This is a genomic window from Chitinophagales bacterium (assembly GCA_040877935.1).
Taxonomy (GTDB): Bacteria; Bacteroidota; Bacteroidia; order Chitinophagales; family CAIOSU01; genus JBBDNB01.
Genome location: JBBDNB010000043.1, coordinates 205944 through 224358, shown reverse-complemented (window position 1 = coordinate 224358; position 18415 = coordinate 205944). Strand labels below are relative to the sequence as shown.

Here is an 18415-nt window from a genome sequence, read left to right as displayed (position 1 = left end):
CGATAATTATTTAAGAGCTCAGTTGTTTATGTTTTCGCATCTTCCGTACGGGAAATTCTTGAAATGGTAAATATATTCAACACATTCTTTATAAAATTCTTGTAAAGAATTTGTTCTAACCTGGATTCGTGTTTATTGAACAGCAAATTCTTAAGCGTACGGAACAATCTTATGGGTCTAAAGAGATAATTAGAAGAATAAAACGATATCAGCAAAAGGAATACATAAAACTTTATCCAGGCTGCACTTATATTGTTTGAATACACTTTACTTGGCCATAAATCATAAGAGTCTATGATCTCTTCAATACATTTGTCATCATAGATATTAAGTTTGCCTTCTTCTGTAAGCCTATCAAATAGTTCACTACCGGGATAGGGTGTGAATACAGCAATAGCTACATCATTGGCACCATACCAACTACATTTCAACAAAAACCATAGTGTTTCAAATATATTTTTGTGCTGGTCATCTGGAAAACCTATGATCATATTCAGGTGTATGTTCATGCCCGCTTTGCAGGAATACCTGATGGAGTCCAGCATATTTTGGATCTTGACTTTCTTTTTGACTGCTTTCAATACTGTTTCTGAACCAGATTCCGGTGCATAGGTAATATTCTTACAACCCGATTTGTAGAGATGAGTAGCTACTTCATAGTCGATTGCTTCAGAGCGCGTTCCTGAAGGCAACTGATAGGTGATATTCAAGCCGCGCTTCATAATCTCCTGACACATTTCAATAATCCAGTCCTTGTATATAATGGCTGTTAAGTCAAAGAGATCGAAATTTACCGCACCATAAGTATTATACAAGTATTCCAGTTCATCCACAAAATCTGCTGGTGGGCGAACCTGGTATTTTCTGCCCCACATCTGCGGACTGGAACAAAATGTACAGGCATAGGGACAGCCTCTTGATGCCATCACCGGAAGGGTATCCCCCCGAAAAACACCGTGCGACATCCTGTTTTCAAAGTATTTTTTTACAGGAAAAAGCTCCCATGCAGGCCAAACTATTTCAGCAATATCATTTTTCCTTTTTCTTTTGATATTACAGATAATTTCTTCTTCATTGCGATATGCAATGCCGTCAACTTTAGTGATATTCCGCTTTTTCCTGTCAACTTCCAGCAATTCCAAAATCGTCTCCTCCCCTTCTCCAAATACAATATAATCAAGTCCTTTGGCTTGCTTCATACAATATTCAGGAGCAGCATTCACATGTTCACCTCCGGCTATGAGTGTTTGCCCTGGAAAAGACTTCTTCACCTCTGCAATAAGTTCACGCCCATACATCCAGTTGTTGGTAAACATAAATGAAAAACAAATGACATCAACATCCTTGTCAATTCTACTGACTATCTCATACTTATTGAGGCCAAAAACAAAAATTCCTTCCCTGAACTTTTCAATATTATTTACCCCTTCTGCAGTTGCATCAATCACCTGGACATCTATTCCTGCTTTTTTTAAAGCACCTGCAATATAAGCCAAACCCAAAGGTGGTGTGGGCATCAGCGCAAAGGATGCACCTTTGTGAAGTATTGGTGGCTTTATAAGGCAAATTTTCATGCTTGGTATTCTATTTATTCTTTTGCTTCCGTTTTATATTTTTCCAACTTCGGTAAAATTAACTGATACACCTCTTTTGCAATAATTTTTTGATAACTGCTGTTCATTAAATGACAATCATCTTTAAAAATAACTTCTTCACTTAAGTGGGAAAAAGCCGCTGTTAGATCATAAAGGTAACCATATTTATCAGCAATGTCCATTGCTGCTGGATAAAATGACTGATAATCTTTTAAATGTTTGTTCATTATATTTTCAGGTATTTCACCACTGCTATTTTCACTGCCAAAACCATACACGGGTTGCAGAAGTCCAATATAAAAATACTTATGCTGAATTGATAATGCCTGCATATTTTTCATATTGTCTTCCCAAAAAACAATAGGATCAACTTGCTCAAATGCTTTAACATTAAACTCAGAAGGAAACAACAAATTTCTTAGTAAATAAATGGTATTGGGCAAGAATATAGGAGCCTGGGATTCTACATTTGAAGTATAAAACAAATGTTCGTACTCTGTTGTATAGCCTGCATTTGTCGGCTCATTCGCACCTGAGTAGGAAAGATGTATATCAGGCTCAATCTTGTGCCTGTCCCTGATGATCTTAAGGAGTTCCTGTCCGCTATTGTATCCTGCTACTGCTCCAACATAAATTTTGCTGCAATATTGGTTTTCATCCAATAACTCATGTAAATATTTAGGCCAGTTATCCCTGTCAAATGTCATATCTGTAGCAGAGCCACCACTTATATATATAACCAAGGGCCTATCACAACTATTTTCTTTTCCATTTAGCAAAACGGCATTATGATAAAGCTCAAACCCCAAGGCTTTGACATTATCGTATGACATTGACCATCCAAGCAATGGATCAAACTGGTCAAATGCAAAATAGTCTATAAATACCTGGGGGGAACTCTCAATATTAACTAAGAATTTTTTTTGATCATCGACCGACCACAAGTAAATAAAGCTGCCGGTTTCCAGTAATAACAATAATATACCGGATACAGCAAGCGCGAAAAATGTATTTTTCATTATTACTGAAATTAAAAACTAAATTTGAAAATAAAACAAATGTTTTTCGCAGGACTTGAATTTTGTTGATGTTTCAATAGAATGCTAAACCCCAAAAAGTTGGATACATACAATAATAGTAAAAATACACTTTCACATATTTTTTTGTTTGGAGCAGTTTACTTCATATTCACTACTTCATATTCCATATATTTCTATCAGGAAAAATTCATGATAGATGCCACTTCATTTATTTTCAAAATAAGCAATGATCAATGGTTTCCCTCTCCCCAGCAAAGAGAGGTTGTTTATTTACAACAAATTTTACCTGTTCTATTCAGTAATCTTGGCCTAAGCCTTAAACTGGTCATGATCTCCTATATAGTTAATATTTACCTGTTGTACTTTCTAATTTTTTCAGTTATTGTATTTTTCTTAAAAGATGTCTATTCTGCTTTGTTATTTATGATTATTCAAATCTGCGCCAACCCGGTAAGTTATTTTATTATCGCAGCAGAACTAATACCTGGGTGTGCTGTAATGATTCTCTTGCTCAGTACATTAATGCGGATAGATAAATTCAAGCATAAAAATATTTTATACATATCGACATTTGTCTTGCTGTTTTTTACTATCAGATCCCATCCCCTTGTAACCATTTGTTTGTTTTCTATTTTAGCTATTCTTTTTTCAGCACAAAAGCTTCAATTTTCAAAATATAAAAAATTATATACAGCACTGGCAGTATTTTTAGCAATACTTTTATTTAATAAATTTTACTACATAAATAATTACGATAAAAGTTACATGTCAGTATCAATTTATTCTATTTTAGACAAAATAATATACCCCATAAACAACATACATTTTTTGGCATGGACTGCAATAAGTGGCTTAATTATATTCTATATTTCTAAAACGAGAATATTCACAGATTATAAACTTACGGGCATTTTATTTGCGATAATCATTAGCCTGTGCTTTAGCCCTTTATTGAAAGTGTTATTCGAGTATGCACAACTCGATATCAACGTACTTTCTGAAAATAGCAAATTCATTGTCTATCTTTTTTACGGGAAAATGCTATTTACCTTTTGCTCCTTTTATTCTCTTTTCTTTTTTTTGGCAAAAAGACAATATAAAATACTCGCACTCTATACAGGTATTTTTTTCATTTATGCCATTTTAATGAGTACAGTTATAAATTTCAGCTCAATAAGTTTAGATGATTTTTTCCCGAAATTAAATGATAATTATTTAACCTTGACACAGGATACATGGGGTATTCCACTTCGCATCATTGTTTTTTCAACCTTTTTCCTGTTGATTTTCCCTCATTTTAACTACTTAAAATACAGAGCTTACTTTTATGCTTTTACTGTGGCCTATACAACTTATACTTTTATAATCATTCATGAAGTTAAAGCTGTAAGCACATCATATATCAAGCAAACTACAGAGATCATAGATTATTGTATTCAAAATGACATCAGCAAAGCTATTATTGATGTTGACAATCTTGACTCTAATATCCCCTTGATGGATCATGTATATCACGATGTATTGATTTTTTCCAATTTAAATCATGATAGTAGTATCCATGTGATCTACAATAATGAAGAAACTACAGACAGGTATGAATATATTAAAGCTGATCAATTATTACTGGAAGAGTACAACGAACCTGTTAAGCACAGTGAGCTCAATAAAACCTACTACAATTTACAAAAAGATCGTTATCACAAAATTGACTTCGAAACCATTTCAGAATAAAAATCCAATGTTTTTATGGCATAGCCTGCAAATGTCCTGTAAAAAACCATGCATTATCCAAATTAGAAATTAAATTTGAAAAGCGTAGTGTAATATCAGATATTGAAGTAATTTCAAGTCGTAGCACCTGCCTGATGACAACAAGAATTTCACAAAGGTATATTGCAGGATAAGTATATTCATTATTGTAAATTCAACACAAATTGCAAAACTGGCATAATCAAAAAGGGCTTTATCAAATTTTTCTACTGGGAACAGTTTATTTCATCATAACTACAGCATATTCTATCTGCTATTTCCAGGAAAAATTCATGATTGATGCTAGTTCCTTTATTTTTAATATAACAAACAATGAATGGTTTCCGGCTTCACAGCAAAGAGAGGTAATGTATTTGCAACAAATTTTTCCGGTTTTAATGGCTAAGGCCGGTGCAGGATTAAAGCAAGTGATGATCTCATATGTAATCAATGTGTACCTGCTATATTATTTGATTTTTATTGTGATTATTGCTTTGTTGAAAGACCCATTTTCTGCACTATTATACCTCTTTGTTCAAATAAGTGGAAGTCCATACAGTTATTTCTTAATTGCCGCAGAAATACTGCCGGGCTCAGCAATTATTATATTGCTTATAAGTACGTTGTATAACCTTGAATATACCAATAAAAGGTATGTAAACTACCTGTTTTCATTGATTATTCTCTTTTTTACCATCCGCTCTCACCCGCTTATTACGATATGCCTGATAGCTATACTGGCATTGATGTATGTGTCAAAAAAAGAACTGTTTGTAGCACACAAAAATTTCTTTATCACATTCTCAATAATTGGCACTGCATTTATATTGTACAAATTGTTTTTTATAAACCACTACGAATTAAATTATATAAAAACATCATTCTTAACTATTAAATTCTTATTGCATAATAATTGGATTTTACTGGTCATTTTTATGGCTATAGCTGCATTATTAGGCTATCTGTATTATAAATTTAAACCCATCGTATATATTACACCCTATTTTTTAATTGCTCTTGCAATAATTTTAGTCGCATATATTGGTGGAGCCTGGATTTTATCAGATAGTTCTTTCAACAAATTGATTGCTGAAGGCAAACATGAATTTATCAATCTTGTGGTTTATCTTTTTCATGGCAGATTGTTTTTTACGTTGTCAATATTTGTCACAGTAATCTATTTAACTGTAAACAAGCAGTTAAAAATTTTATTGGTTTATAGCACATCACTGTTCATCTATTCGATTTTGCTGTATTCGGTTATGGATTTCAAGGGCATGGAAATCAAGCCAGTCTACACATTACTAAGCAACAACTACAGTACCATTGCACACGATACCTGGGGTATGCCCTTGAGAATTATTGCTTTTTCTGGACTACTACTTATAATATTACCTGCTTATAAACTGAGCAAAGCAATTAAGTTCTTAACTCCTGTTGCACTCATTTCCATGATTCTTAATTTTATTATAATTGACAATATCAGAGCCATAAGTGATGCATATATTGAGCAAGCCAATACCATCATTGATTCCTGCAGGGCAAATGAAATTTCCAAAGCAATTATTTCCCGATCTCAATTAGATGAGGATATTCCGGTTCTAGACCATGTGTACCAGGATATATTGGTACTATCGAGTTTGAGATACGATTCCTCTATTCATGTGATTTATGCCCCGGATGACAGTATCAGGAAGTATATGAAAATACCTGAAGACTATCTGATATTGGAACAAAGTGCCGATACCACAGGTATTGACGAACTCAATACTAAATATTACAAAATTAAAGAAAGTGAATACATTTACCTGGATATTGAATAAAACACTGATGAAACACAACAATGATTGAACAATGACCCAACTCAAAACAAATTTATTACTGCTGCTAATGTCTGTGGTATTTTCTTATATCATTGCAGAACTGGCCTATTCATACCTTTATATCAATCACTTTGTTGGTAAAAAAACACTATGGTTTCACGAAGCCAGTGATCCGGGAAATAATATTGTTTTTAATCCGTATATCGGCTATAAAATTTCAAAAACACCTTCGCGTTTTGGTGCAGTTACTTCTGAAGGAAAGCTCGAATCAATGGGGATGATGCAGGGCAATAATTTTGGGTTTCCTGATGAAAGGGATTTTCCAATTAATCCAAAAGATACAGCCATTACAAGAATTGCCATACTTGGAGATTCTTTCACAGCTTCACAATTTACCAATAAAAGCTGGGTAGAAATCATAGAAGATAGCCTGAACATCGAGTCTGAAGACTCCATTTTACTTATGAATTTCTCACTGGATGGGGGTGGGTTGGGCAATTGGCACAGTATTGTAAAGAACATTATACTGAAAAACAATTTCAAACTTGACGGAATTGTTTTTGCAATAATGGGCGATAATCTTGATAGAAAATTTATGTGGGGAAATGATCACATACTTTCTGATGACAAATATGCTTTTGCAGTAGGGAGAAACCTAACATGGGATCCTGCTCTAAATCCCGTTTACGAAGATACGCTTAACCCTATTTTCCTTGAAAATTACCTGGTATTGCCCAATCATGAAGTAAACAAAATAGTGCAAGGCAACTGGATGCCTCAAAGAAAAATAAAAGCTTATTTATATGATGCTTTTAAACAAACGATCCGAAAGTTGATTTTCCAATTTAAATACCCTGAAATATTTCAAACAGCTCATGCAGAACAACCCGGTTTTTTCACTCCTGAACAAAGACAATTGATACATGACCTTTCCCGAGATTGCCAAAAGCTTGATATCCCTGTTTTAACCTTGTCATTCCTCACCAACCACCAAAATTCAAAAGGCTTTGCCAAAATATTAAACAGCCATTTCCTGGATGACAAAGCTTTTCAATCCTGCATGTTGAATACCAAGCAAAAGATAAATATTGAAGGTGATGCCCACTGGAATAATGATGGTGTTTCTTTATTTGCCAAAAGTATGTATGCTGATTTCAGAAAAGCGCTTACAGAGGCAAACATTATTGAATAGTACTCTGAGAATCAAGAATTGGAGCCAGTTTTTTGTATATACACCTGGCCATCATCTCATAACCTTTTGAATTGTGATGCCTATCTTCCGGCCAATAGTAGTTTTTGTAGTCATCTTCTCCTGCTTGAATATAAGTGGTGTACATTGGTAATAAATCAAAGAATTCAGCAGATTCATTTTTGTCCAAAAACTCAATAAAAGGTGAAAAATCAAAAGTATAATGCTGGATTTTCATCTCAACAGGGTCGGGCCTTAATACGATTACAAGTTTAAAATCTTTTTTGATACCCAGCTCAATGTATTTTTTAAAAAGTGAAATAAGCTGCTCGTTCAAATGATTCATATCTGCTTGGCTTAGATCACTATTTGTCAGGTTTTCATTGTACCCTGCAAATTCAAAGAAAATCCGGCTTACATAGTTAATTGCGTACAAAGGCTCCCACCACGGAGTATCTTCATATTGAAGGCCTTTATTAGTAAAACGCTCCATTCCACCTCTCATAATTACATCTGTATCTAAATCATTAGAGCCTATAATCTGCACAACAATATCTGGCTTATACGGAATCAGTTTATCTTTCAAATTCATAAAATCAAAAAAGGGATCGCTGCCACTAACCCCAGCATTCATGATGCTGATCGAATCTGGCTTTGCGCTCAACAGTTTCCGTAAAATTGCTGGGTAGCTGGCATCATAAGGAGCTCCAGCCCCTTCTACAAATGAATCACCTAATGTAATCAGTCTTATTTCATTAATTTGCTTTTCAATCTGCCACTCAATATCTGCAAAGCCCATTGAATTTACGGGTTTACAATAATGAAACTCCGATGTAATTGCACAATATTCATCTATTTCAGTAGAATGTGTATGATACTCTGATTCGCTATGAATGGTATTTGGGCTGATATATGCACCCTTGTATTTCTCAGAACTCATTTTATTTACTTCGGTCAAGTGCAGGAGTAATTCAATAAAAAATAAACTTATCAGCACTGCACTTAGCGCCAATATAAATTTCTCCACACGGAAGTAACTTAATTTTTTCCGGAACAAATACAGTAGGCCAATACAAAACACCCAAACATAAACATACAGCATCAAATGCGTATGCCATTTTATAAAACCCAGCCCCATCTTAAAATACCAATATATTTCCCAGGTTAAATAGGATATTAAAACAAGAATAACAGGGAGCCAATATGGAATTCTGAATACTAACTTTTTGTTCAGCAATGTCCTGAGAATACTCATTTACTTTTTTTGACTGTATTAATTGAACATTGGATTTAGCTCTTCAAAAATACATCTGGCCATCATCTCATAACCCCTTGAGTTGTGATGTCCATCATATTTCCAAAAATAACGATCAACATGGGTATCTGTAGTTTCCATATACTTCAGGTAAGCATCAAGAAGGTCAATGACTTTTACATTTTTATTTTGATTTAAATAAGCCAATATCTTCTCAAAATCAAAATTGTACTGTTTATTTATGATCTCATCCTTATCGGGCCGAAGGATGATTACGAGATCTATATCATGTTGATCACAAAAACCAAGATAATCCTCAAACAAAGTCAGAAGCTTTTTATTCAGTAGTGAAATTTCAGACTCAGTCAAATATTTTTGCCTCAACAATTCTGTATATCCCAGATTTTGGAAATAAAAACGACTCAAAAAGCTTACAGCATATATTGGCTCCCACCACGGAGGCTTATTAAATTTCAGTCCATCCTCAACAAAACGCTCTTCGCCACCTCTTATGATTATATCAGTAAGTAAATCCTGGGCACTCAAAGTTTGCAAAATCACATCAGGATGATAAACAATCAATTTGTCTTTCAAAGCTTCAAAATCAAAAAAAGGATCACTTCCACATACACCGGCATTCATAATGCTTATGGAGTCGTCAGATGTAAAATAAGCATTTCTTAATATTGCCACATAACTCGAATCAAATGGGGCACCATCACCTTCGGTAAATGAATCGCCAAGCGCCAAAATTCGCATTTCTCCCTTTTCTTTTGCCAATTTCCATTCTTCATCAGGATATCCCAATGTGTTGGTGGGGCGCCAATGCCTGTATTCCGGCTTCTCAATCCAGTGCTCATTGCTATTGGTTGGCCAGGTGTGATAATGCGACTCATTTTCCGGTTCATAAGGACTGAAATAATAACCCCCTGCCAATTCCAAATAAGTTTTGTTGTAACCACTTATCAATAGAAATACCTCGAACAAAAACAGTACAAATAAAACAGAAGTGAATCCAAGCATTATTTTTTTGAAAATTTCAGGAAAGCTCCTGGCAAAAATCAGATAAAGCAACACTGATACCAAAACCCATACATAAGCAAACAACATCAAATGGGTATGCCACTTTATAACTCTTAATCCTACCTGTGAATACCAATAATATTCCCATACCAAATAGGCAATTAGCGGAATTAGAATCAAAACCCAAACCGGAACCTTGACTTTTAACTGCTTTGTGAGTATATCTGAAAACTTATTCACTTTATTTATTTACTCGATAATCGAGATTTAAACCTGCCCGACTAAGCAGACGGGTGCTTCGAGGCTTGCCTCATAATCAAAAGTATTTTTCCAAATAAATGCCTCGAAGGCTTGCCCCGAAGTTATTTACTTAGAATAAGTTAACATTTCATTAAGCTCGGGAAAAACCTCTTCAAAGTTTTCATTTCTCAACTTATCCACTTCTATTATCCAGTGCCTGAACTCCTCTTGTTTCTCCCCCTCACCCGAATCCATAAAATTCAATATGGCATTCATATGATTGCGGATATTGGCATTGTTCTCAATGGTGCTGAGGTATTCCTCATCAAAAGCTTTGTACTTGGTTCTAACTTTATCCTTTAGGGCAGGCGTTAGATTGGTAATATTGTAATAATCCGGATCGAACAACAAATACAAATTCATTCTTTCAGGTGCTACAAAATTATTTTCAACCATGTATTTGTAAAAATCAGGCACACTTAATACATTCAACATGCTCACAGTTACATTCACCCCAAAAAGCACATTAGGGCATTTCTCCTGTATGGTCCTGATGTTATCCTCAATTTTTTTCCAGCGCTGTCCCTTTCGTTGGTAATCCCCTTTTGTTCCCATATCATCCAGGCTGGCCCATACATCCACTTTATCAAAAGCATTCCACATTTCCACTACATCGTATTGCTTGTATTTAAGGGTAGAGAAATTGGTATTGTAACTAAGCGTGACATCCGTTTTGTCAATAGAGATCAGGTAATCCAGTGCCTTGTAATGTTCCTCCATAATCAGTGGCTCACCTCCTGCAAAGTGCAAGCGTTTTACACCAGGCAGCAACTTTTGATACGACTTCCAAAAAGTTTCTTCATCAAAAGCCACTTTCATTTCCTTTGCTGTAGGAATAGCAGTAGGTTTTCCGATTTTCTTTTCCTCTTCATACCAGAGATTACTGTATGCACTGTCGCAAATCCTGCATTTATAATTGCATTTGTTGCTGAACCTGATATCGATCAAAGGCACTGTTTTATCATCCACGCTCCCATCCTCATTGGTATGCATTACCCTTGAGTAATAACTTTTGTAATCTTTATTATACTGCTTACGCTCACTGAATTTTTCAAGTTTTTCGTAGTCATAACAGTGCTTGCAGATTGTGCTTTTTTTGCCTTTGAGCATGTTGAGCCGCAACTGCTTCATGTTTTTAGAATTCCAGGCATCAGCCAGATCGGGGTTTTCCCTCAAATCACTGATTTCATTCCCATTGTGTACGGCAGACATACAACAGGGGGCGGCCTTACCATTGGTCTGCGCATGCAATTGTATCCAGGGAGCCATACAGAATACATCTGATTCCCTGAGCAATTTGCTCTTTGAGGCAAAAGCCCTGGAATAAATTTTCCTTACTAATTCTGATACATTCATTTGTAATTATTAAACTTGGCAACACTGTGCTTGCCTTTGCATATATAGTTCAATTCTGCCTGAATAACAATTGAAAGCAGGAATTTCCGGCTTATGAATTATTTAATTGGCTTTTTGTTGTTAATTCTTTACAATTAAACCACCTAGGGGCAAACCCACGAGGCATTCATTTGGAAAAAACACATTGATTACGAGGTAAACCTCGGAGCATTTAAATCTCGATTATCGAGTAAAAATAATAAAAAGCCTGTTGCAATTTTATTGTCAGATTTTAAAACCGGGCCATCAAAAAATATAAAATTTGACATAAGGGCTTGTAACAAACCCTAAAAGAAGCTGTTTCTTATCGAAAATAAGCTGGAAATATTCATTCCTTTGGTTTAAGATTGTATTTTCGGGGAACAGGAAATTGGTTTTTGCAATTTAATATTCTGCAAAGCTGACAGCATAAATTTTATTAAATTAGTTAGTCAAAGCAAAATTCATGTACAACCTCATCGAGGATATAAAAACAAAGATCAACGAAGGCAAAAACCACCAAAAAGCCATTGATGCTGGGTTTCAACCATTAGATAGAAAGCAATATTCTAAATTCAACAAATTCAGACCCGATGGTGCCAAGCAGATATTTTGCTACCTGCCCTTCAACAGCCTTACATTCTCCTTCAGTGGCGATGTTTATGTCTGTTCCTACAACAGGGATGTGGTTTTGGGAAAATATCCCGAAAATAGCATAAAAGAAATTTGGGAAGGCCAAAAAGCCCAAAAGCTGCGCAGACACATGCGCAACAACGACCTGGAGTATGGCTGCCGCCACTGCAAATTTTTCTTTGACAAAGGAAAATTCACAAATCTAAGACCCCTGGTTTTTGATAAATACTACAAACACACCAATGGCGACCATCCACGCGTATTTGAATTTGAAATAGACAATAAATGCAACCTGGAATGCCAGATGTGCAATGGGGAAGTTTCTTCCAGTATCAGAAAAAACCGGGACAAACTGCCTCCTATCCCCTGCCCTTATGACGATGCCTTTGTTGAACAGCTCGAGGAATATATTCCCACCCTAAAAGAAGCCAAGTTCTATGGTGGTGAACCCTTTATGATTCCGCTGTACTATAAAATCTGGGATAAAATCCAGAAACTGAATCCAGAACTTGAGCTTTTTGTAATTACCAATGGTACGCTATGGAATAAAAATATAGAGCGCCTTATGAACGAGCTCAATTTTGATGTAGCCATTTCCATTGATGCACTTGACAAAGGTAAGCTGGAAAAAATCCGCAAGAATGTTGAGAAGGAGACACTGCTGGAAAACATCAACAAGTTCAATGAAATTTGCCGAAGGAAAAACAAACACCTTTCGCTAAGTTTCACCATTCAAAAAGACAACTGGGACCAATTGCCCGCTCACATCGAATTGTGCAATAGTATCGATGCTTTTGCCTATATCAGCTATCTTGAAAATCCCATTCAGTTTTCAATACTCGAACTACCACATGATGAAATTGCGAAAATCAGGGAATGGATGGATAAATTCACTTTCCCTACCGGTACACCCAAAGAAAAACACAACAACCGCTGTTTTCAGGATTACAAAACCTATTTGGATGCTTACCTTAAAAACAGTGGGGAAAAACGATATGGTGATTATGAATTTGCCCCGGACTGGCAAGCTGAAGATGATAAAAAACTAAAAGAGGAAATTGAAAACATCTCTGTTGATCCAGATGTAAACAGAAAAATGCTGATCGATAAATGCAAGGCTGAATTGGTTACTATGTCAGATGCTGCAGACTATAACCTGGACGAATTAATTGGAAAATTAGATCAAACCATAGCAACATTCGATGAAGAAAGCCAAAGAAAAATCATTGGCATGACCCTGAAAGCCGATGTCAGGGAAACACTTGATACTCTCAAAAGCAAAAGCATTGAAGAACTCAGGGAATTTGCCAAAGTTAGTATACCAAAAGTGGTTTTTGAAGAATAAATTCTATTGAATAATTAGCACATTGATTGATAAGGATATCAATATATGAAAGAACAAATTGTAAACCTTTTAAGCAAAATAAACAGTACTGCACGAAAACAGTCAGGACCGGGATTGCCGGCAAAAACTGTGGCTGAATACAATGCTGCACGTAAGAAGCCTAATTCCACACATATCTGTCATGCTCCTTTTTCAAACATGTACTTCAATGTGCATGGCGATTGCGCGCCCTGTTGGTTGACTTTTTTAGATCCTGACTCCTATCCTGAAAAATCAGTTCGTGAAATATGGTTTGGCGAGAAATTTCAGACCCTTCGAAATAAACTCAAAAACTACGACCTTACTCACAAATGCAATGTATGCCTGAAAAACCTTCAAACAGGCAACCACACTTCTGTTTTAGCGCGTGCATACGACATCAATAAAATTAAGGAATACCCAACTATGATGGAGCTGGAAGTGGCCAATACCTGCAACCTGGAATGTGTGATGTGTATTGGCGAACTCTCTTCTTCCATTCGCAAGAATCGGGAAAACCTTCCGCCATTAGAAAGTCCCTATGATGATAAATTTGCCGATCAACTGGAAGAGTTCATTCCGCATCTTGAAGAAATCAGATTCAATGGAGGGGAGCCTTTTTTGATTCCCCTGGTTTATACGCTTTTTGAGAAAATCGAAAAGTTAAATCCGGGTTTGAAAATTGTGATTGCCACCAATGGTACCATCTACAACAACAAAGTAAAATCCTGGCTCAATCGCTTGAATATCCATATCAACCTTTCGCTGGATTCACTTACTGCCGATATATACGAGGAAGTTCGTGTAAATGCACAATTTAAGCGGGTGATGGAAAATTTTGAGCATTTTAGGGAATATACCAAAACCAACAACCGCACCATGTGCATCATGGTGAATCCTATGCGCAACAATTGGCATGAAATGCCCGAATTTGTAAGATTTGTAAACAAACACAATCTCAATCTTTGGTTCAATACCATTCACCGCCCCGCTGACTGGTCCATATGGGCATTGCCGGCAAATGAGCTCAAGGAAGTATATGAGACGCTGAGCAAAGTAGAATTCGAATCGGAATACAATTATTCTTCTATAACAACTTACAATATTGGCCTATATGACAACCTGGTAAATGTGCAAATTAAAAACTGGTGGAAAGAGGCGGAAGAAAGGGAGAAAATTGAAAAAATAAAAGAAAGCAATCCCGCTCCTGTTGATGCAAAATCAGCGGTAATGAAGAAACTTAATAATTTTATTTATACCCATTTCAACGAAGGCGAAGAACAAAAGAAACAGAAATTAACGCTGATTGATGAAAAATTAAACCACATCAATGAAGTATTGAAAGATCGCAATGGTGAGGTTGATTTTTATACCCTAATCCTTGAATCCCCAACGGGTGATTTATACACAAAACTCGAAAGTAAAAGTGTCAACAGCCTGGTAGAGGATTTCGAAAATTGGTTTTTGCAAAAAAATGCAGCCGGTCAATGATCGAATTTCTGCAGATCCATTTGCAATTCTGACAGGCTCTTGTTCATAAATACTTCAGCAATGGTAAATGGCGGTGCGTAAGCCATTTGCTGCAATACCTTTTCTTTGTGCTCAGCTGCTTTATTCAAAGCTTCTGCAATGTTTTCGATCTTGGCTTCAATAGCAGGGTCACGCTCAATATTTTCATAATCGCGATAAGCTTTTACAAATTGCAAAAGCGTATTTGACAATTGGTTTTCAGGACTGCTTTTCAGGAGATTGGCCAATTGTACCTGCCGCTCGTGTTCCTTTTCAAAGTAACCGGTTTTTTCCATTTCCACCAGTGCTAAAATGGTTTTGTAAACAGCCTCAACCGACCACTCAGGAATTTCAATATTTTCAGTATTTGCTGGTTTTGCTTTAATATTCGACAATTTTTCTTCTTTGTCTTTCAACAATGTCTTTCTTTCTGCAATCCATCCTTCAAGCTGCTTGATAAAATCATTGTAGGCCCTTATGCTCAAGTTTCTCGGCAATCGAGAACTCCCTTTCAAAGGTGGGGCAGGATGTTTTTTCAAGAAAGCGATGATCTCTTCCTGTTTTTCAAGCGGTTGTTCGCGCAGGGACAATTCAACCGGGGTGAAAACAGCATTGAAATACAAGGAAATATTTTTATCCAGGCAAAAATCCAGCATTTCGGGCAGCTCATGCCAATTGTGTGTAATCGGACAAATCGCCATTGAAATAAAGGTATTTTTCCGCTTTGCATATTCCCTGAAGTATTCAATATTCTGCATCACTTTGTCAAATTGACCATTGATGCGGATTTTATTATAGGTTTCCCTGCTGACTGAATCTGTTGAAATAATAATTCCGGCACGTAAGCCATCAAGCAATTTCTTCACCCTTTCCGTTAAAAAAGTGCCGTTGGTGGTAATATGTATGCGCATATTGGGATTCAATTCTCGAATTCTTTCCCATATTTTTAGGTAAATATCAATCATAAAGGGTTCTCCGCCCAAGAATTTGGCATCAGTCAGGTGGGGAATAAATTCATTGAGCTCATCCACAAAGGCGTCATTATAAGGTGATTCGAGTGGAGGAAGCTTCTCGCGATTTTTCCTTATCGATGAGGAAAAGTAACCGTTGCACATCACACATTCCAGGTTACACTTATTACTCAACTCAAACTCCATCACTTTTGGATAGCCAATGCCACCTGTCAAATTGTGCCGCAAATATTTCACCGCAGAAGAAATACCCGCTGGTGCATATTCATCATAAAATTTTGCGCGAACACCCGCATGATTTCCAGATTGGATCATGTTCCCGCACTCACTACATCCACCTCCCAGTTCATTGTTTTTGATGTAATCCCGCAGTTCTTCAGCCTTCTCTCCTCTCCATATGTCCTTAATACTATCTTGCGGCCAAGTACCCAGTATGTGTTTGAAATTGTAGCAACAGGCACGAACATTGCCATTTTGCTCAAAATTAAGGCTCACAAAAGGAGCATGACACACAATAGACTTATGTGTTCCACTTCGGGAAGCTGCATAATCTTTCAGTACTTTTTGGGACAATTGCATAGTTTTCATGGTATTCCAACACTAAGCTAAACTTTTCCATTCAGCTTTCTGATCCATCGGTGATATTTGAAATCATTTTTGAACAAACGCCACTTGTCATTAGGAATTTCAAGCAAAGCATAACTTTCCAATAATTTAGCCAAAGCTGAGCGATAATAAAAATCCGTTTTGCTCACATTCTTAAAGCGCCATTCTTCATTTTGCCAATGGATAAACAAGCAATCTTCTGGCAATTTGGCATCTGTCCAGATGTATTTGCTGGTTTCTTCCCATTTATCGTGGTTGCTTACTTTCTTTGAAATGTATTTTTGCAGATGAAGCTTTTCGATATTGTCATTCAATATCTGAATGGGTTTGTGCCAATCGGTATTGTTTTCATCTACCTGCTCAATGGCTTCATCATAACATTGCTTCATCAACTCACTGCCTTTGGGACATTTCATAATATTGCCCACCATCAGCAATTCGTGATGGGGTCTGAAAAAATAAGCTTTTTCGGTATAAATTTCTTTCAGGCAGGTCAAGTCCATATCCACCCACCAGCCACCTCTTTCATAGAGCAATTTGTAGCGGAAAATATCGGAGAATCCTGCATAACTGCCTTTTCCATGACCGTACTTATTGGCATTTTTATAGGAAAAAACTTGTGATTCGGGGATAATCTGCCGGGCGTCTTCCAAAATCACTCCATCGGGAAGAGGGGTTTTTAATTGGTCATAAACCCAAAGCCTGAAAGTATGTCCTTTCTCCAGAAAAGAGTAAATGGTAAGTAGCTCTAATTTACTTAGTGACTCTCCAATCCACAGGGCATTGAAATAATTGCGCTCAGGATTTAAATAAATCCCGGTATGTTTTTCAATATCCTGCCAAACCTCCCATTTGTCATCGCCCCAATGGTGATACACATGAATAAAATTGGGCTTTACCGTTTTTTCCTGATCAAGCAATCTGAAGGTCAAATTTCCAAGGTATTCAATTTGATCGTGTTCATAATCTGCAATAAGATTGAATTCCGGGCTTAAGTTGGGGTGCTTGTCTAAAGCAAATTCATGCACAGTAGCAATCAAAGTCCCCTGATCCCTGGTTTTCCATTCATCCAGTTCAAAGATCTGCATGGTTTTCTTGTGCCAGGCCTCTAAAAAATCATGGCTCTTTTCATCAAACAGAAAAACGCCCCCATTCCAGTGATGCCAGGTATTTTCTTTGATTTCAATCCCAAATGTTTGATTGATTTGCTGCCTGAGGTGATCGCATTTACAATCAAATACCTCCTTGCCGTGAATGGTCCACAAATGGCCTTTTTCGATATTGCAGCGGTATTCTGTTTCTGCTTCAATGCGTGTTATTGCGCTGTCTTCATTTTCATAAAGCACTGCATTGTCGTTTTTATCTACCCAGACTTCTCCTTTTTTATCGAGAAAAAACTCATTGTCTAAATTGAATTTATTCGGGGAAAGCCAAAAGCGAAAAGTAATCCATTTGTACATCAATTTATCTTTCTTGATGTCTTCCAACTTTTGCTCCAGCCTTTGTTTTTTCTCAGGATCTTCCACTTGCCTTTCCAGGTGTTTGTATTTTTTGAACAGTCCCTTGAGTTCTTTTTCCCAGGCAGCAAACTGCTCAATGCAACCGCAGTGCACAGCCGCAGGACTAAACTTATCAATACTGCAATGGTCTTTGGCGAAAATAATGGGGGGAATATATTGCTCAAAAATTTGCTCAATATCACTGCTTAAAGCCACCACATCTGTATCGAGATAGCAATATTTATGGCCTTTGGATAAATGCCGGTGAATGGATGTTTTCAAATAAATACTTGCCTGGTGATGGTCTAAATAATCGGGTGTAGGAACATCCACAATATTTTCATGCTCAATGGCAATATCGTTTCGCCTGGAATCAGTCAGTACAATAATTTCTGATTGCGCATACTTCCGCAATGCCTCCAAAGAATAATTGAGCGTATCAATATGCTCTCTTGCCCCACATACTACAAATACAAACTTATTCAT

At 36.5% G+C, this 18415-nt stretch carries 12 protein-coding genes; 5 read left to right on the top strand and 7 right to left on the bottom strand.

Going from position 1 to position 18415, the window contains the following annotated elements; genetic code table 11:
* Positions 1-26 precede the first annotated feature (26 nt).
* Together WD048_11900 and WD048_11895 are read right to left on the bottom strand one after the other, a co-directional pair.
* Positions 27-1574 (bottom strand): cobalamin-dependent protein, encoded by a 1548-nt coding sequence (locus WD048_11900; GenBank protein ID MEX0812911.1) that lies wholly within the window; start codon positions 1572-1574, stop codon positions 27-29.
* Between the two features lie 14 nt (positions 1575-1588).
* Entirely contained in the window at positions 1589-2614 is a 1026-nt protein-coding gene (locus tag WD048_11895; GenBank protein ID MEX0812910.1) for a hypothetical protein, read from the bottom strand.
* Positions 2615-3781: 1167 nt separating this feature from the next.
* On the opposite strand from WD048_11895, the gene WD048_11890 reads away from it, so the two are divergent.
* The 3 genes from WD048_11890 to WD048_11880 all read left to right on the top strand — a co-directional run bounded on the left by WD048_11890 (position 3782) and on the right by WD048_11880 (position 7399).
* Complete coding sequence (locus tag WD048_11890) at positions 3782-4366, top strand: hypothetical protein (protein MEX0812909.1); 585 nt, start codon at positions 3782-3784, stop codon at positions 4364-4366.
* Positions 4367-4677: 311 nt separating this feature from the next.
* A complete protein-coding gene (locus WD048_11885; protein ID MEX0812908.1) occupies positions 4678-6207 on the top strand; it encodes a hypothetical protein in 1530 nt (509 codons plus the stop codon).
* 31 nt (positions 6208-6238) lie between these two features.
* Positions 6239-7399 (top strand): hypothetical protein, encoded by a 1161-nt coding sequence (locus WD048_11880; protein ID MEX0812907.1) that lies wholly within the window; start codon positions 6239-6241, stop codon positions 7397-7399.
* Here WD048_11880 and WD048_11875 read toward each other — a convergent pair.
* The 3 genes from WD048_11875 to WD048_11865 all read right to left on the bottom strand — a co-directional run bounded on the left by WD048_11875 (position 7389) and on the right by WD048_11865 (position 11330).
* A complete protein-coding gene (locus tag WD048_11875) occupies positions 7389-8651 on the bottom strand; it encodes an SGNH/GDSL hydrolase family protein (protein ID MEX0812906.1) in 1263 nt (420 codons plus the stop codon). The two genes, WD048_11880 and WD048_11875, sit on opposite strands and share 11 nt — an antisense overlap.
* Positions 8652-8669: 18 nt before the next feature.
* Positions 8670-9914 carry a hypothetical protein gene (locus WD048_11870; GenBank protein ID MEX0812905.1) on the bottom strand — a complete coding sequence of 415 codons (1245 nt, stop codon included), beginning with the start codon at positions 9912-9914 and terminating at the stop codon, positions 8670-8672.
* A 126-nt stretch (positions 9915-10040) separates the two neighbouring features.
* Positions 10041-11330 carry a twitch domain-containing radical SAM protein gene (locus WD048_11865; protein MEX0812904.1) on the bottom strand — a complete coding sequence of 430 codons (1290 nt, stop codon included), beginning with the start codon at positions 11328-11330 and terminating at the stop codon, positions 10041-10043.
* A gap of 484 nt (positions 11331-11814) precedes the next feature.
* Here WD048_11865 and WD048_11860 point away from each other — a divergent pair, with 484 nt between their 5' ends.
* On the top strand, positions 11815-13326 hold the full coding sequence (locus WD048_11860; protein ID MEX0812903.1) for a radical SAM protein: 1512 nt from the start codon (positions 11815-11817) through the stop codon (positions 13324-13326).
* Between the two features lie 45 nt (positions 13327-13371).
* On the top strand, positions 13372-14835 hold the full coding sequence (locus tag WD048_11855; GenBank protein MEX0812902.1) for a radical SAM protein: 1464 nt from the start codon (positions 13372-13374) through the stop codon (positions 14833-14835).
* On the opposite strand, the gene WD048_11850 is transcribed toward WD048_11855, so the two are convergent.
* Complete coding sequence (locus WD048_11850; GenBank protein MEX0812901.1) at positions 14829-16403, bottom strand: twitch domain-containing radical SAM protein; 1575 nt, start codon at positions 16401-16403, stop codon at positions 14829-14831. The two genes, WD048_11855 and WD048_11850, sit on opposite strands and share 7 nt — an antisense overlap.
* Positions 16404-16429: 26 nt before the next feature.
* A complete protein-coding gene (locus WD048_11845; GenBank protein MEX0812900.1) occupies positions 16430-18415 on the bottom strand; it encodes a glycosyltransferase in 1986 nt (661 codons plus the stop codon).